We start from the raw sequence: 16,037 nt of genomic DNA, 5'->3' as shown, positions 1-16,037 counted from the left end.
GATAGGCGCTGCCCGCTACATTGGGGGCACCAGCGCGGAAGGATCACCGATGGAATTGACGGTTAACGGCACGGTCCACGAGGTGGACGTGGAAGACGACATGCCGCTGCTCTGGGTTTTGCGCGACGAGTTGGGGATCACCGGGCCGAAATACGGCTGCGGCATCGCGCAATGCGGTGCCTGCACGGTGCATGTCGATGGGCTGGCCGTGCGGTCTTGCCAATTGCGAGCGGCGGATGTGAACGGCGATGTCACCACCATCGAAGGCTTGGGCACGCCCGAGGCGCTGCATGTGGTGCAGGCGGCATGGGTGGAGCATCAGGTCGCGCAATGCGGTTACTGCCAATCGGGGCAGATCATGCAGGCGGCCTCTTTTCTGGAGCTGAACCCCGAGCCGACCGACGATCAGATCGACGCCGCGATGAGCGGGAACCTCTGCCGCTGCGGCACCTATCCGCGCATTCGCGCCGCTGTTCACAGCGCCGCCGCGCGGCTGCGGGGGGCCTGACATGTCGCGCCTGCGCACCATCACCCGCCGGAGCTTTATCGTCGGCTCCGTCGCCATTGCCGGGGGCGTGGCCTTTGGCACCTATCTTTACAAACGTGACCTGAAGAACCCGCTGCTTGAGGGGCTGCCACCCGGTGCGGCGGCGATCACGCCCTATGTCAAGATTGATGCAAGCGGCGTCACCCTGATCACCCCGCGCGCCGATGTGGGGCAGGGGGCCTATTCGATCCAAGCCCATATGATTGCCGAGGAATTGGATGTCGACCTCGATACGGTGCAGATCACGCCCGGGCCGCCCTCGCCGGTCTATTACAACGGCGTGGTCGGGGTTGAGGCGATGCCGATCGCCGCGACCTCGGAAACGCTGCTGGCGCGGACCGGGCGCGGCGCCTCGGATGTGGCGGGAAAGCTGCTTGGCCTGCAATTGACCGGCGGCAGTTCGACCGTGCCGGATATGTACGACCGGCTGCGCATGGCCGGGGCCGTGGCCCGCGAAACCCTGTTGGCCGCCGCCGTGGCGCAGACGGGGCTGGAGCGGAGCCAACTCAAGACCGAGGCGGGCGCGGTTGTGCTGCCCGACGGCATGCGGCTGGCCTATCAAGACCTCGCCGCCGCCGCGGCGGAGATCGCCCCGGTGACCGAGGTCACACTGCGCGACCCCGGCGCGTGGCGGCACCTTGGCAAGGCGCAGATGCGCACCGATATCATGGCCAAATCCACTGGCACCCAGACCTATGGCATCGATATGATGATGGAGGAGATGCTTCACGCCACGACCCGCACCAACCCGGCGCAGGGCGGGGCGATCATGGGCTTTGACGCGGGCCGCGCCGAAAAGATGCGCGGCGTGAAGGCGGTCTTGCCCATCACCGGCGGTGTCGCGGTGGTGGCCGACAACACCTGGCGGGCCTTTCAGGCCGCGCAGGCGGTGAAATGTGATTGGGGCCCGTCGCCCTATATCGGCGACACGGCGGATCAATTCAAAGCCGTGGCGGCCTCCTTCACCGATGACCGGCAGGACAGCCGGTTTCGCGATGACGGCGATGTCACCGCAGCACTGGCCGATGGGGAGGTGTTGGAGGCCGAGTACCGCATCCCCTATCTGGCCCATGCCCCGCTGGAGCCGATGAGCGTGGTGGTGAAGCTGGAGAAGGCCCGCGTCGATATTTGGACCGGCACGCAGATCCCGCGTTTCATGCAGGCCAATGTCGCCGCGCTGACCGGGATCGACGCTGAGAATGTGCATATCCATGTGCTGATGTCGGGCGGCAGTTTCGGGCGGCGGCTTGAGGATGACTATACCCTGCGCGCCGTCGAAGTGGCGATGCAGATGCCCGGCACGCCGATCAAGATGGTCTGGTCGCGCGAGGAGGATTTCACCCATGACTTCCCCCGCCCGCTGGCCATGGCGCGGGCGCGGGGCAAGGTTTCGGAGGGGCAGATCGCGGCCTATGATCTGGCCATCGCGGCACCTTCGACAGCGGAATCGCAGATGGCGCGGTTGAACCAACCTGTCTTCGGACCTGATATCGCCATCGTGGCGGGCGCGTGGGATCAGCCCTTTGCGATCGCCGATTATCGCGTGACCGGCCACCGGGTGCCGGCGATGGTGCCGGTCAGCTCTTGGCGGTCGGTCGGGGCATCGGGTAACGGCTTCCTGCACGAAAGCTTCATGGATGAGATGTGCCATGCGGCGGGTGTCGACCCTTTGGAGGAACGGTTGCGCCTTTGCACCCATGCGCCGTCGCGCAAGGTGTTGGAGGCTGTGGGCGAAATGTCGGATTGGGGTGCGGACCTCGGCCCGGGGCGGGGACGGGGGCTGGCCTTTTGCCTGTCCTTTGGTGTGCCGGTGGCGGAGGTGGTCGAGGTTAGCCAGACCGACGCGGGCCTCAAGATCGACCGCGTTTTCGTCGCCGCCGAAGTGGGCCGCGTGATGGACCCGGTGAACTTCGAGGCGCAACTCTCCGGCGCGGTGATCTGGGGCTTGGGCCATGCGATGAACTGCGAGCTTACCTATCGCGATGGGGTGCCGCAGCAGGATAACTATCACCTCTACGAAGGGCTGCGCCTGTATCAAACCCCCAAGATCGAGGTGCGTGGATTGGAGAATGGCGGCAAGCTGCGCGGGATCGGTGAGCCGGGCGTGCCACCTGCCGCGCCCGCGCTGGCCAATGCGATCTTTGCCGCCACGGGCCAACGTATCCGTGAACTCCCCCTCTCCAAATCCGTGGATTTCGCATGAAATACCTGCTTGCCTGTGCCGCGCTGATGCTGGCCGCCCCCGCCTTTGCGCAGGAGGCGCCTGATCGCGCCGAAGGGCTGGCCGCTTGGGATCGGATTTTTACCGTCACCGCGCATCCGCGTTGCACCAATTGCCATGTCGGCGAAGAGGGGGAGCCGATGTGGCAGGGCTTGGGCTATGGGCCGGAGGCGGAGCACGGCATGAATGTGCGCGCGGGCGAGAGCCGGATTGGGGCCGAGAGCATCCCTTGCGACGCCTGCCACGTCACCTCTGCCGCTGCGAACACCGTGCCCCACGCCCCGCCGCATATCGACGATGCATGGCGGCTGCCGCCGGTGGAATTGGCGTGGCTCGGCAAGACCTCGGCAGAGGTCTGCACCCAGTTGCGCGACCCTGAGACCAATGACGGGCATGACATCGCCTCATTGGTCGATCACCTGCAAAATTCGGCCTTCGTCAACTGGGGTTTCGCCCCCGGCGCGGGGCGATCAGTGCCCGAAGGGACGCTCGATGCGCTGGTGCATGACGTGACGGTCTGGGGCGCTGCGGGCACGCCCTGCGCGGGGGATCAGGGCTGATCGCTCATCGCGCGGGCCAATCTGCGGATGCGCAATGCGCGGTTCAACTCTCCGCCAAAGATCAGCACCAGTGCCGCGAGATACATGAAGTAAAGCGCCGCGATGATCCCCGCCATGCCCGCGTAATAGCTGGCATAGGTGCCAAAGCTGCGCAGGTAGGATGAAAACAGCACCGCCAGCACCGTCCAAGCGACGGCGGTGGCCACCACGCCGGGCCAGATATTGTTAAACTTGGTGCGGCGTGCGGGCAGGATCACATGGGCCGCGAAAAGCGCGACCAGCAAGATCGTGGCCGAGGCCGGAAAACGGACAAGCCCCACGGTGACCGAGCGCGGATCGAAGCCCGGCATCAGCATATGCAGCCAAGACCCGGCCCGCGGGGCCAGCACCAAAAGGTACCCTACGATCACGAGGATCAGGCTCGCCAGCAGCACCATGGCCACCTGCACCGCGTAGATCGTGAAGACCGACCGCGTCTCGCGCAGCCCATAGGCGCGGTTTAACCCCACGCGCACCCCATCGACCCCGCCCACGGCGAACCAGACGGTCAGCAGGATACCCACGCTCAGCAGATCGCCGCGCGGCACGGTCATGACCTTTTCCACCTCCGACACGATCGGCTCGATCAGGGCAGGGGGGACAATGGCGATCAGGAAATGGATCAGGTCGTCGGCCATCGACCGGTCGCCGACAAAGGCGGTAAGCGAACTGGTAAAGATCAGAAATGGAAAGATCGCCAGCAGCGCGCGAAAGGCCACGTTTCCGGCCATGCCGAAAGCATCATCGCTCCACAGCCGCAGCACCGCTTCGTGCAGGACGGCCCGCACCACCCGCAACCCGGTGCCGTGAAACAGATCCTCGGGGTCCTCGCTGAGAACACCGTGGGTCATGACGACCTCGCGCTTTTGGTCTTGGGCCGGTCTGGCGTCCATTCCAATGCCTCGTTTTCATCCCGTGAGGCTAAGCTAGTGCCCCTTGGGCCGGGCTGCCACCTTCATCACGGGCCACAGGCGAGAGCAGGCTCATGTGATTGATCTTGCCAAAGGGGCATCGCTCCACTTGACGCTCAGGGAGCGATAAAATAGGAGAGGAGCCGTAGCGCGGGCGTTGTGTAATGGTAAGACCTCAGCCTTCCAAGCTGATGATACGGGTTCGATTCCCGTCGCCCGCTCCACTCTTTCCCCGAAGCTTTCGTGACCGCCGCCGCGCGGGATAGATGCGCCCGCCGCTGTCTGTCGGGGGCGGCAGATTGTCCTTATCGAGGCGGTCTTGCTTGACCCCGCCCAGCCCCCGCGCCATGACCGATGTGGAAAGACAAAGGAAAGCCCATGGCACGCACCCCAGCCCCCGCACCAAGCGCCAAAGACGAACGCGAAAAGTCGCGGCGGATCGGGGCTTTGGCGGCGCTGATGCCCTTCATGGCGCCCTATCGCTGGTTGATGGCCGCCGCCGGGGCGGCGCTGGTGCTGACCGCGATGATCTCGCTCACCTTGCCCTTGGCCGTGCGGCGGGTGATCGACAATTTCGGCACGGGGGAGAGCGAATTGCTCGACCTCTATTTCATCGCCGCACTGTTGATCGCGGGGCTGCTCGCCCTTGGCACCGGGCTGCGCTATGCACTGGTGACGCGTTTGGGCGAACGGGTGGTGGCCGATATCCGGCGCGCGGTGTTTGACCGTGTCGTGGGCATGAGCCCCGCCTTTTATGAACGCATCATGACCGGCGAAGTGCTCAGCCGGATCACCACCGACACCACGCTGATCCTCTCGGTGATCGGCTCCTCGGTTTCAATAGCGCTGCGCAACCTGCTTATCTTCGTGGGCGGCTTGGGGCTGATGCTGCTGACCTCGGCCAAATTGACCGGGCTGGTGCTGCTGATCGTGCCCGCCGTGGTGATCCCCATCCTGACGCTGGGCCGCCGCCTTCGGGTGCTCAGCCGCGAGAACCAAGACTGGATCGCGGCGAGTTCGGGCAACGCTTCTGAGACGCTGGGCGCGGTGCAAACGGTGCAGGCCTTTACCCATGAGGCCGCAAGCCGGGGCCAATTCGCGCAGATGACCGAAGCCTCTTTCGATGCCGCGCAGCGCCGGATCAAGACCCGCGCCGTGATGACGATGATCGTGATCTTTTTGGTCTTCGCGGGCGTGGTGGGCGTGCTGTGGATCGGCGCGCGAGACGTGCGGGCGGAGGTGATGAGCGCGGGCGCGCTGGTGCAATTCGTGATCTATGCGGTCATGGTCGCGGGCGCGGTCGCCGCCCTGTCAGAGATCTGGGGCGAGTTGCAGCGCGCCGCGGGCGCCACGGAACGGTTGATCGACCTGTTGCAAAGCGAGGACACGGTGCAAGACCCGGCGCCCGCAAGCCAGAGCAGCCTGCCGCAGCCTGTCGCGGGCCGGATCGCCTTTGAGAACGTGCAGTTCACCTATCCCGCGCGCCCGGATGTCGCGGCGCTTGATGGTGTCGACCTTGAGATCAACCCCGGCGAGACGGTGGCCTTTGTCGGCCCCTCGGGCGCGGGGAAAACGACGATCATCCAGATGATCCTGCGCTTTTATGACCCGCAGTCGGGGCGGATCACCTTGGATGGGGTCGACCTGCGCGATGTGGCGCGAGACCACTTCCGCCGTTCGGTGGCGCTAGTGCCGCAAGACCCGGTGATCTTTGCCGCCACGGCTGCTGAGAACATCCGGTTCGGACGCCCCGATGCCAGTGACGCCGAGGTCGAGGAAGCCGCCCGCGCCGCCGCCGCGCATGACTTCATCACCGCGCTGCCCGATGGCTATGACAGTTATCTGGGTGAACGCGGCGTGATGCTGTCGGGCGGGCAGAAACAACGCATCGCCATCGCCCGGGCCATCCTGCGCGACGCGCCGGTGCTGCTGTTGGACGAGGCGACCTCGGCGCTGGATTCCGAGAGCGAGGGGCTGGTGCAGGCCGCCGTCGACCGGCTCAGCGCGGATCGCACGACGCTGATCGTGGCGCACCGTCTGGCGACCGTGAAAAAGGCCGACCGGATTGTGGTGATGGAGGCCGGGCGCATCGCGGCCATCGGCACCCATGACGAATTGGTCGCCAGTGACGGGCTTTATGCGCGCCTAGCGCGGCTTCAGTTCACCGATGGGGCCGCCGCCGCGGCCTGAGCCGCCCTTGAACAGTGCAACCCCGGCGTTACGTCACCCTAGTGTGACGTTGCGTTTGTTGCCGCCGATTGCTTGCGAAACGGCGCGTTTCGCCGCAATCTGGCGCGAGGAGAATAAGCCGGAACACCGGCACAGGGGAGGAGACACCATGACATTCGCCGGGATCGAAGACCGCAATGCCATCGCGGCGGAAATGCCGTGGGAAGACCGCGACGTGGCCAAGACGCTTTACGGAATGCTAAGCAATACGGCCGCGAAATTCCCCAACCACAATGCCGTCAGCTATCAGATTTTCTCGGGCCCCAAGGACAAGGCCGAAACGCTGTCTTGGAAAGAGTTGCATGGCCGCGTGACGCAGGCGGCGAACCTGTTCCGCAGCCTCGGCGTGGGTGAGAAGGACGTGGTGGCCTATGTGCTGCCCAACTGTAACGAGACGACGATCACCCTGTTGGGCGGTGCCGTGGCCGGGATCGTGAACCCGATCAACCCGCTGCTCGACGCCGAACAGATCGGTGCCATCCTGCGCGAAGTGGGCGCCTCGGTCGTCGTCACCCTGCGGCCTTTCCCGAAAACGGATGTGGCCCAAAAGACCGCCGAAGCGGTGCGGCTTGCGCCCAAGGTACACACGGTGCTCGAGGTCGATCTGGTGCGCTATCTCACCCCGCCGAAAAGCTGGATCGTCCCGCTGGTGCGGCCCAAGGGGATGGTGAACAACCAAGCTAAATACCTCAACTTCAACGCGGAGATCGCCAAGCAGAACACCTCGCTCAACTTCGAGGATGTGCAAGAAGATCGCGTTGCCTGCTATTTCCACACTGGCGGCACGACCGGGATGCCAAAGGTGGCGCAGCACAAGTATTCGGGCCTCATTTACAACGGCTGGCTGGGGCATCGGCTGTTGTTCAGCGAGCAGGACAATATCATGTGTCCGCTGCCGCTGTTCCACGTCTTTGCCTGCCATGTGATCCTGATGGCCGCCGTGTCGTCAGGCGCGCATGTGGTCTTCCCGACGCCGCAGGGCTATCGCGGGGATGGGGTGTTCGATAACTTCTGGAAGCTGGTCGAGCGGTGGAAGATCACCTTTATCATCACCGTGCCGACGGCGATCTCGGCCAAAATGCAGCGCCCGATTGATGCGGATGTCAGCACGGTGAAAACCGCCTTCTCCGGCTCCGCCCCGCTGCCGCTTGAACTCTTCCGCCGGTTTGAGAAGGCCACGGGCGTCACGCTGGTCGAAGGCTACGGCTTGACCGAGGCGACCTGCCTTGTCTCTTGCAACCCGACGGACGGCATCAAGAAGGTTGGCTCCATCGGTATCGCCTTCCCCTATTCAGACGTGCGGATCATCAAGGGCACTGTGGATGGGCCGATCGACGCGGAGACGGATGAGATTGGCGAGATCTGCGTGTCGAACCCCGGCGTCTTCTCGGGCCATACCTATGTCGAGGAGGACAAGAACAAAGACCTCTTCTACCACGGCAAATACCTGCGCACCGGCGATCTGGGCCGGATCGACAGCGATGGCTATATCTGGATCACGGGCCGCGCCAAAGACCTGATCATTCGCGGCGGTCATAATATTGACCCTGCCGAGATCGAAGAGGCGCTGCTGGGCCATGAGGCTGTCGCCTTTGCGGGTGCCATCGGCCAGCCCGACCCCCACGCGGGCGAGGTGCCCTGCGCCTTTGTCGAACTCGTCGAGGGGGCCAATGTCACCGAAGAGGAACTGCTGGCCTATGCGCGGGAACATGTCGCCGAACGCGCAGCCCAGCCCAAGCACCTCAAGATCATGGACGAGCTGCCCAAGACGGCTGTTGGCAAGATCTTCAAACCCGATTTGCGCAAGGACGCGATCACGCGGGTCTATAACGGCAGCCTTGAAAAGGCGGGCTGTGCCGCCCGGGTAACCGAGGTGGTGGACGACAAGAAACGCGGCTTGGTGGCGCAGGTCACGATGAACGACGCGACCCATGACGAGGTGTCAAAGGTGCTCAGCGTCTACACACGCCCTTGGGAACCGGTGAGCTAATCGACTCACACAAGAAAGGGCGGCACGCCGCCGCCCGTCCCCAAATCCCCTGATTGCAGCCCCGCTGCGTTGCGCCGATGCACATTTCCTGTGTATCGGCGCAAAAATTTTAGGCTGTTTACCTGTAGTTAGCCCCCGGCCTTTCGTTTCGGGCATAGCGCCTATGCAAATTCTGCGGGTTCAAAATAGGGTCAGAGCGTACTACTTCTGCATTGCAGCATTGATAATGCACTTGCAGCATTCTGAAAGGAGTTGCGCTTATGACGACGGCAATCTCACGTGGCACTACCCTGAGCTCCGCGCTCGATGGGCTTCATCACAGCGTTGACGGCATGCGCCGTCGCGTGGCCCAGATCAAAGCCCGGCGCGCAGCTTACAACCGAACTTTCACAGAACTCAACGTACTGAGCGATCGCGAACTGTCCGATATCGGCATCGCACGGTGCGAGATCCGGCGTGTGGCGTCGGAAGAACTTTCAAAGGAACAGACCTATGAAGTATGACAACACCCTATCCGCCCCCCACGGTTTCTCCCTGCGTGATGCGTCCGCTCCGGTTCTCGGTGCGCTCGGCACCGCTGCGGGCAAGGTCGGCAACCTGCTGGCGCGTGGCGTCACCCAGATGCAGATCTCGCGCATGCGGGCCGTCCTCAACAGCATGAGCGACGCGCAGCTTGAGCGTGCGGGCATCGACCGCAACCAAATTCCCCAGCACGCCCAAGCGCTGGTGACCGAAGAATACGACGGTCTCTAAGCCACTGCGCTTATAGACCCTCAGCCATCAATGTCGCGCCTTACGCGCTGCATTGTCAGGTGCCGGACCCCGCTCCTTCCCGGGTTGATCTGACACCGCATATTAACGGTCCTCCTCCTCCCGGACCCGTTATACCGGCCGGCAAGCTTACCTCCTCCCAAGCTTGCCGGCCCATGCTTTCCACGACGATATCAAGCCGCTGCACTGTCGAGCCAGAGGGTCACCGGCCCATCATTGACCAGCGCCACGGACATGTCCGCGCCGAACCGTCCCGTCTGCACGGGGATATGGAGGCCAGCGAGGCTGCGGGCGAAATGGGTGTAGAGCGCCTTGGCCATGTCAGGCTTCGCCGCGCCGGAAAAGCCGGGACGGTTGCCGCGCGAAGTATCGGCGGCGAGGGTGAACTGGCTCACCACCAAGGCGCCGCCACCGGTTTGGGCTAGGCTCAGGTTCATCTTGCCGCCATCGTCCTTGAACAGCCGCAGTTTGGAGATCTTTAGGGCCAGTTTCTCGGCGGTCTCTTCGGTGTCTTCGGGCATGGCGCAGACGAGGATCAGGAGGCCGGAGCCGATCTCGCCGATAACCTCGCCCTCGACCGTGACCGAAGCCTCGGTCACCCGTTGCAGCAATGCGCGCATGTCAGTCTTTCCAATCAATGATGTCAGAAGGGGCGGCCCGCTCGGTGCGAAAGGCGTTCGCGGGATGCGTCTCATCGGCATAACCGAAGGAGATCGCGCAGAGCACCAGCCGATCCTCGGGCAACGCCAACACCTCGCGCACCAAGGGCGCATAGGCGGCGATGGCGGCCTGCGGGATGCTGGCCACGCCAAGCGCCGTCGCGGCGAGGGTGAAGGCGGTGACGAAGCCGCCGCAGTCCATCGCGCCATAGGGGCCAAGCTCGGCCGGGGCGGTCACGATGGCCACATGCGGCGCGTCGAAAAGCGCGTAGTTGCGCAGCATCTGCGCCTGACGCGCGGCGCGGTCGGATTTGGCGATGCCCACCGCGTCGTAAAGCTGGAAGCCACAGGTGCGGCGGCGTTCGGCATAGGCCCCGGAGTAACCCGTGGGCCATGGCAGGTCTGGCGCGACCGGGGTATTGGCGCTGGCGGCTTCAAGGAGGGCTGCGCGAAAGGCATCGGTGCCCGCGCCGCGCGTGATGGTCACCTGCCATGGCTGCGCATTGCACCACGAGGGCACATGGCGCGCGGCGCCGACGATCTGGGTGATGCTCTCTTTGGGGACGGGATCGGGCCGAAAGGCGCGGCAGGAATAGCGCGCTTGCAAAAGGGCGGTGAATTGGTCGTAGGCCTGGGTCATTGCTGTGCCATGAAATAACCGACGATGGCGGCTGCGATAAGCCCCAGCACCACGGCGAAGGTGATTTTGACCGCGGAGTAGGGGCGTTCGCCCTGCACCTTGCCCGAATGGCCGTTGACCACGAAACGATAGGTCTTGCCGCGGTATTTATAGGCGGCAAGCCAGACCGGCAGCAGAATATGTTTAAAGGTCACATCGCTGACCTGCGTGTTGATGTCATGCACGCGCTGGCGGTCGCCGCCGATGTCGAATTTCACGTCCCGCTCGATCACCCGGTCCATATGGGCGCGGGCCTGAACAAAGCCTTCCTCCAGCGTAATGCCGTAAGCCTCGGCCCGGAAACCGGCGAGATATTCGGGCGCATAGGGCTCCAGCGCCGAGAGGTCCCAAGGGTGCAGCGCGTCGGTGTGTTTCTTGGGCAGCGACCGCGAGGCCAGCACCAGCACATCGTCAAAGAAGCGTGCAACCCGCCCTGACGCCGCCCGCCAGCGGACTTTCGGCACCTGCTGCTTTACCCGCTTGCCGTTGCGCATAACCGTGCGCGTGACGTAATAGACCGTGCCCCGCTCCCCGCGATAGCTTGAGGCCGTTTGCGCGTCATAGGTCCAGAAGGGCACATAGATGCCCTGCATGCGGCGGCCCTTGCGGGCATATTGTTGCAGGCCGTTGGGCGCGAACCAGAGGCTGCCCAGCCAGTCTTTCATCGCATCGCGGGCGCGTTCTTCGGGCAGGGCGAAGGGCAGCACGGCGCGGGGTTTGATATGGCGGTTGGTGCCGGTGTCGATCACCACGGGCGTCGCGCAGAAGGGGCATTCGGCGGCATGTTTGCCGGGCTCGAACTCCACCTGCGCTGCGCAATTGGGGCAGGTGGTAACGCGGGTCTCTTCCATCTCGGCGGCGGGCAGGGCGGCCTGCAATCCGGCGCGAAAATCCTGTTCGGCGATGGCATGGGCGTGGCGCCCGCTGCCGTCGATCGGCTCCACATTGCCGCAGTGATCGCAGATCAGCAGCGCCTGCGCCGGGTCAAAGCGCATGTCCGACCCGCAGGTGTCACAGGGGAAACGGTGCTCTTCAAGCGGGGCGGCGGGGGGCAGATCGGTGGCGGACATAAGGGGTGCTTTGCAAGGTCAATCGCGGCGGAGCGGATGGGGGTGGCCCGTGGACCTGAGGGGCCACGGGCGGGACGCGCGAAGGTCTTTTGCCCACGCGCCTGCGGATCAGGCCGGGGGCGGCGGCGGTGGCGGGGGCATCACGGTGAAAAGCTGCGCCAGTTCTGCCACGTCTTCGGCCCGCTGCCAGCCATCTTGGCCCGGCGTCCAGACCAGAGAATCGCGGGTAAGACTACCCTCGCTCGCCTTGCGGCCCATCGCGGCTTTGGAAAACGGGCCAGAGGTCGCGCCGTCCTTGGCGATATGCCAGACCTTTTCGACCGGCGGCGGGGGTGGCGGCACCGGTGCGGCGGCGGTGGGGGCAGGGCGCGCGCCCCAAGGGCCAGCCTGCGCGGTGGCGGCTTGGGCCATGCTCATCCCCAGCCCCGCGCCGAGGCCCGTTTGCATCGCGGCCCCGCCCGCACCGTCGCGGCCAAGCGCCTCAGCCGCTTGGAACTGCATGTATTCATTAAGGTTCCCGACCACGCCCATGGACGTGCGCTTGTCCATCACCGCTTCGACCGCGGGCGGGAGAGAGATATTCTCGATGTAAAGCTCGGGCATCGCCAGCCCGTATTCTGCGATCTGGGCGGCGATATCCTTGCCCACCAACTGCCCCAACTCGCGCGTATTGGCGGCCATGTCGAGCACCGGGATGCCGGAGGAGGCGAGCGTGCGCGAGAAAGCCTGAACGATAATGTTGCGGATCTGGAACGAGATTTCGTCCATGGTGAACTCACCATCGGTGCCGACAATCTCGGTGAGGAATTTCGCGGGGTCGCTTACCCGCACGGAATAGGTGCCATAGGCACGCAGGCGCACGGGGCCAAACTCAGGGTCGCGGGCGATGATCGGGTTTTTGGTGCCCCATTTCAGGTCGTTGAAGCGGGTCGTATTGACGAAATAGATCTCAGACTTGAACGGGCTGCGAAAGCCGTGATCCCAGTGCTGCAGGGTCGTCATGATCGGCATGTTGTTGGTCTCAAGCATATAGAGACCGGGGGTGAAGACATCCGCCAACTGCCCCTCATGCACGAAAACCGCCGCTTGCCCCTCACGCACAGTCAGCTTGGCGCCGTATTTGATCTCATGGCCCTCACGCTCGAACCGCCAAACCATCGTGTCGCGGGTGTCGTCGGTCCAATGGATGACGTCGATGAACTGGCCAGAGAGGAAATCGAAAATGCCCATGGGGATGGTCCTTATTCTTTCGTCGTAATGCTGCGTTACACCGGGCCGTCCGTCAACTCGCGCGCGATGATCCGGGTGATCGGGTTGACCTGCTCTGCCGTCATGCCGGGGCGCAGGCGCCGGTCGTAGAGCATCTTGAGCAGAAGTTCGTCATGTTTGGTAAGCAGGGCGAATTCGTCGTCGTCATTGAAAATCGACGGTCGCGCGGCGGGGCTGTCATTGGCAAGGCCCAAGCCCTGCGCCAATTCCTCGTGAATGCAGGAAAGCCGCAGCAATTCGGGGTTTTCCGAACGGATCACGGCCACGGCGGCGGTATAGACATTGGGGTTGTCGCCCGCGGCATAGGCGGCCACGGCGCAATAGGTGTCGCGGCGCATGTTGCGCATGGCCCGGAGCGAGGATTTGCTGACGCCCGCGACCTCTTCCGCCGCTTGGGCCAGCGCATCGACGCGGTCATCTTCCGAGGCCACGACCACCATGAAATTCGGCCTGTCGCCGATTGAGACCGAATGCCCGGTCACCCGCGCCAAACGGCGGGCGAAGGCACTGATCTTGGCGGTGTCGGATCGGCGCTGCGAGGGCGGTACGCTGTCGCCAAAGATGATTTGCATCCGCACCGGCGCATCCCAACGGCGCAGCGGGCTGGCGCCGCCTTGGCCTGAGAAATTGCCGTCATATTCGTTATATAGCGCGATCTGCTCGAAATTGCGCGCCAGCATTTCGCTGGTGAAGGGTGTGTCCACACCGCCCCCGTCTTGGCGCAGTAGATCTTGGCCCAACTGCGCCTTTTCGACCTGATGCAGATAGCTGCGCAGCATGGCGCTTTTCTGCGAGGTCGGTTTCGCCACCGCCGCCGGGGAAGGGGTGGCGGCGGCAGGGCGGGCCTGCGGTTTGGCGACCTTTTGCAAGACGGGCGCAGGTTCGGCGCAGGCCAAGAGCAGCGTGCTCAGCGCCAGCGCCCCTGCGGCGCGCAGATTTCTGCGCAGACGTCCTTGCATGGCCTGTTCCCTCACGTCGGTCTTAGCTTGGCACCGCGTTGCCGGTGGTATCGCCCAACCCCGTTTCGCGGGCCTTGGCGGCGGCGAGCGTGTCGCGCAGGCGGCCTTCCATCTCCTGCAACTCTTTCTCGGCATTGGCGCGTTTCGCCTTGCCCTCATCCGCGATTTGCAGGGATTCCTCGATGGTGCCGATCAGGTCTTCATTGGCCTGTTTCACCGCCTCGATGTCGAAGACGCCGCGCTCCATCTCCTGACGGATCACCTTGTTGCTGTCGCGCAGGTTCTTCGCGTTGGAGGTGAGCAATTCATTGGTGAGGTCATTGGCCTCGCGCACCGCATTTGCCGCCTCGCCGCTGCGCTGGATGGTGACGGCCTGCGCCAATTGCGTCTCCCACAGAGGCACGGTGTTGACCAAGGTCGAGTTGATCTTGGTCACAAGGCTCTTGTCATTCTCCTGCACCAGACGGATCGAGGGCAGCGATTGCATGGTGACCTGCCGCGTCAGTTTCAGGTCATGCACCCGACGCTCCAGATCATCGCGGGCGGCACGCAGATCGCGCAGCTCCTGCGCGCGCATCACCTGATCGTCCTCGCCCGCCTTATCCAGCGCGGTCTGTTTGGCGGGGATGGTCTTGTGATCCAACTCTTCGATCTTGGCTTCACCGGCAGAGATATAAAGCGCCAGTTCGTCGTAGAATTGCAGCGTCTTTTCATAAAGCAGGTCGAGCGATTTGATGTCTTTCAACAGCGTATGCTCATGCGCCAGCAGGTTGTCGGTGATCCGGTCGATCTGGCCCTGCACCTCTTCGAAACGGGCGGTGAACTTGGCAAAGGGCGTGGCGCGGCCCAGCAGTTTCTCCCACCAGCTTTGCTTGCGCCGCACGTCCAATTCCGAGACCGAGAAGCCGCGGATCGCGCTGACCATGGTGCGCAGGCTGTCGCCCGCGGGGCCGACATCTTTGTTGCGCACATCGGCCAGCATGGATTGGCTGATCTCTTGCAACTCGGCCTGCGCGGCAGAGCCGAAGCTGACGATGGACTGGGTATCGGTCACGTCGATCTCGGCCATGCGCTTTTGGATTTCCGCGCTCTGTTCGGGATCGGCTTTGTTCAGCGGCACGATGGCATTGGCATCCGCCGGTTCGGGCAAGACAGTTGCGTTCACTTCTTCCACCAACCCTTGCGATTGGGCAGCTTTCTCACGGAGGGCATCGGTCATCACTGATCTTCCTTAGTATTTGCAGGGGTGGGTTGCTCCAGTCGGACCCCCTCACGAGAGAGGCGCGCCCGCAGCACGTCGATTTCCACGTTCAGATCGCTGCGGTCGTCCAGCAGCGATTTGGCCGTGCGCGCGGCAAAGTTCTGATCCAGATCGTCCAGCAAGGCGAGGTAGTCATCGCGTGCTTGGGTGTCTTGGTTGCGGGCATAGAGGTCGGCGAATTTCACCGTCGCATCATGCGCGCCGCGTAGATAGACGACAAGGTATTTGCGCGCGGCGGTCAGGTCGCGGGGGTCTTCTTCGACCGTGCGGATCAAATGGCGGGCGGTTTCCTGAAACTCGGCCAGCCGCGCTTCGGCGCGGCGGTCGCCCGCGCGCTGAATCGCTTGGCTCATGCCCGACAGCAGTTTTTCGGCCTCATCCACCACGCGGGCGACGCGGTCTTGCTGGAAAGTGTCGATGCCTTCCATGCCCTTGTTCTGTAACGGATCAATGCCGAAGGCGGCGAGGTGCAGTGCCGTGGCGGCGATACCATAGAGCAGGGCTGCGGTAAGGCTCGGCTCATTGGCGTAGGCGGCGAGGGCAGCGCCTGCACCGGCCAAGAGGGCGGCCAGAATTTTGCGCGGCAAGACGGGGCGGCGGGCGACTTTGCGTTCGTTGTATTCGGCCTCGGCCAGCAGGCCGTCGCGCAGAAGCCAGACGCCTGACGCCAGCAAGAACGCGCCGCCGAGGCCAAGAACCAGCGTGCCCGCCCCGCCGATGAGCGAGGTTGCTGCGAGCAGGACCGGGGGCAGGAACATCAGGTTTACACGCCCGCCCGCTGGATCGACCCGCAGGCGCTGCGTCTTGCGCGAAGTGCGGCCGGGAGCGGCATCGGTGTCGGGGCTATATTTGCCGCCAAAGCGCTGCGCCAT

General features: G+C 64.0%; 15 protein-coding genes and 1 tRNA gene. 8 read left to right on the top strand and 8 right to left on the bottom strand.

All coding sequences use genetic code 11. The features are described 5' to 3' along the window. Positions 1-49 precede the first annotated feature (49 nt). From ACGYLI_RS01915 to ACGYLI_RS01905, 3 genes are read left to right on the top strand one after another with little or no spacing between them, the layout of a single operon-like run. A complete protein-coding gene (locus ACGYLI_RS01915) occupies positions 50-508 on the top strand; it encodes a (2Fe-2S)-binding protein (RefSeq protein ID WP_322328186.1) in 459 nt (152 codons plus the stop codon). Position 509: 1 nt separating this feature from the next. Then, positions 510-2,750, top strand: a complete 2,241-nt coding sequence (locus tag ACGYLI_RS01910; RefSeq protein ID WP_394416672.1) for a molybdopterin cofactor-binding domain-containing protein — start codon at positions 510-512, stop codon at positions 2,748-2,750. Continuing rightward, the gene (locus ACGYLI_RS01905) at positions 2,747-3,328 is read left to right on the top strand and encodes a hypothetical protein (RefSeq protein ID WP_394416670.1); all 582 of its coding nucleotides are present in this window, start codon (positions 2,747-2,749) and stop codon (positions 3,326-3,328) included. Before ACGYLI_RS01910 ends, ACGYLI_RS01905 begins: the two co-directional genes overlap by 4 nt. Here the strand turns inward: ACGYLI_RS01905 and ACGYLI_RS01900 are convergent. Continuing rightward, positions 3,319-4,260, bottom strand: coding sequence for a YihY/virulence factor BrkB family protein (locus tag ACGYLI_RS01900; RefSeq protein ID WP_394416668.1), 942 nt, complete (start codon positions 4,258-4,260; stop codon positions 3,319-3,321). The two genes, ACGYLI_RS01905 and ACGYLI_RS01900, sit on opposite strands and share 10 nt — an antisense overlap. 168 nt (positions 4,261-4,428) lie before the next feature. Here ACGYLI_RS01900 and ACGYLI_RS01895 point away from each other — a divergent pair. The 5 genes from ACGYLI_RS01895 (at position 4,429) to ACGYLI_RS01875 (ending at position 9,250) form a co-directional block, all read left to right on the top strand. Then, positions 4,429-4,502: transfer RNA gene (locus ACGYLI_RS01895), tRNA-Gly, on the top strand. 154 nt (positions 4,503-4,656) lie between these two features. Further along, positions 4,657-6,468, top strand: a complete 1,812-nt coding sequence (locus ACGYLI_RS01890; protein WP_394416666.1) for an ABC transporter transmembrane domain-containing protein — start codon at positions 4,657-4,659, stop codon at positions 6,466-6,468. Positions 6,469-6,616: 148 nt separating this feature from the next. Then, positions 6,617-8,497, top strand: coding sequence for an acyl-CoA synthetase (locus ACGYLI_RS01885; protein ID WP_271687984.1), 1,881 nt, complete (start codon positions 6,617-6,619; stop codon positions 8,495-8,497). Between the two features lie 260 nt (positions 8,498-8,757). Then, the gene (locus ACGYLI_RS01880) at positions 8,758-9,000 is read left to right on the top strand and encodes a DUF1127 domain-containing protein (protein ID WP_394416664.1); all 243 of its coding nucleotides are present in this window, start codon (positions 8,758-8,760) and stop codon (positions 8,998-9,000) included. Further along, positions 8,990-9,250, top strand: a complete 261-nt coding sequence (locus ACGYLI_RS01875; protein WP_394416662.1) for a hypothetical protein — start codon at positions 8,990-8,992, stop codon at positions 9,248-9,250. The genes ACGYLI_RS01880 and ACGYLI_RS01875 overlap by 11 nt, the downstream gene beginning before the upstream one ends. Before the next feature lie 191 nt (positions 9,251-9,441). On the opposite strand, the gene dtd is transcribed toward ACGYLI_RS01875, so the two are convergent. The 7 genes from dtd to ACGYLI_RS01840 form a co-directional block, all read right to left on the bottom strand. Then, entirely contained in the window at positions 9,442-9,888 is a 447-nt protein-coding gene (gene dtd / locus ACGYLI_RS01870) for a D-aminoacyl-tRNA deacylase (RefSeq protein WP_394416660.1), read from the bottom strand. Between the two features lies 1 nt (position 9,889). Then, positions 9,890-10,567 carry a nitroreductase gene (locus ACGYLI_RS01865; RefSeq protein WP_394416658.1) on the bottom strand — a complete coding sequence of 226 codons (678 nt, stop codon included), beginning with the start codon at positions 10,565-10,567 and terminating at the stop codon, positions 9,890-9,892. Continuing rightward, the gene (locus tag ACGYLI_RS01860; protein WP_394402176.1) at positions 10,564-11,676 is read right to left on the bottom strand and encodes a primosomal protein N' (replication factor Y) - superfamily II helicase; all 1,113 of its coding nucleotides are present in this window, start codon (positions 11,674-11,676) and stop codon (positions 10,564-10,566) included. Before ACGYLI_RS01860 ends, ACGYLI_RS01865 begins: the two co-directional genes overlap by 4 nt. Before the next feature lie 108 nt (positions 11,677-11,784). Continuing rightward, a complete protein-coding gene (locus ACGYLI_RS01855; protein ID WP_394416656.1) occupies positions 11,785-12,906 on the bottom strand; it encodes an SPFH domain-containing protein in 1,122 nt (373 codons plus the stop codon). Between the two features lie 35 nt (positions 12,907-12,941). Continuing rightward, positions 12,942-13,904, bottom strand: coding sequence for a DUF2927 domain-containing protein (locus ACGYLI_RS01850; protein WP_394416654.1), 963 nt, complete (start codon positions 13,902-13,904; stop codon positions 12,942-12,944). 22 nt (positions 13,905-13,926) lie between these two features. After that, positions 13,927-15,123 carry a toxic anion resistance protein gene (locus ACGYLI_RS01845; protein WP_394416652.1) on the bottom strand — a complete coding sequence of 399 codons (1,197 nt, stop codon included), beginning with the start codon at positions 15,121-15,123 and terminating at the stop codon, positions 13,927-13,929. Continuing rightward, positions 15,123-16,037: a 5-bromo-4-chloroindolyl phosphate hydrolysis family protein gene (locus tag ACGYLI_RS01840; protein ID WP_394416650.1), complete on the bottom strand. Its 915-nt coding sequence runs from the start codon at positions 16,035-16,037 to the stop codon at positions 15,123-15,125. Before ACGYLI_RS01840 ends, ACGYLI_RS01845 begins: the two co-directional genes overlap by 1 nt.

Source organism: Sulfitobacter sp. 1A13421 (genome assembly GCF_043557285.1).
Taxonomy (GTDB): domain Bacteria; phylum Pseudomonadota; class Alphaproteobacteria; order Rhodobacterales; family Rhodobacteraceae; genus Sulfitobacter; species Sulfitobacter faviae.
Note: the sequence above shows the minus strand (reverse complement) of the source record. Positions and strands in the feature narration are given on the sequence as shown.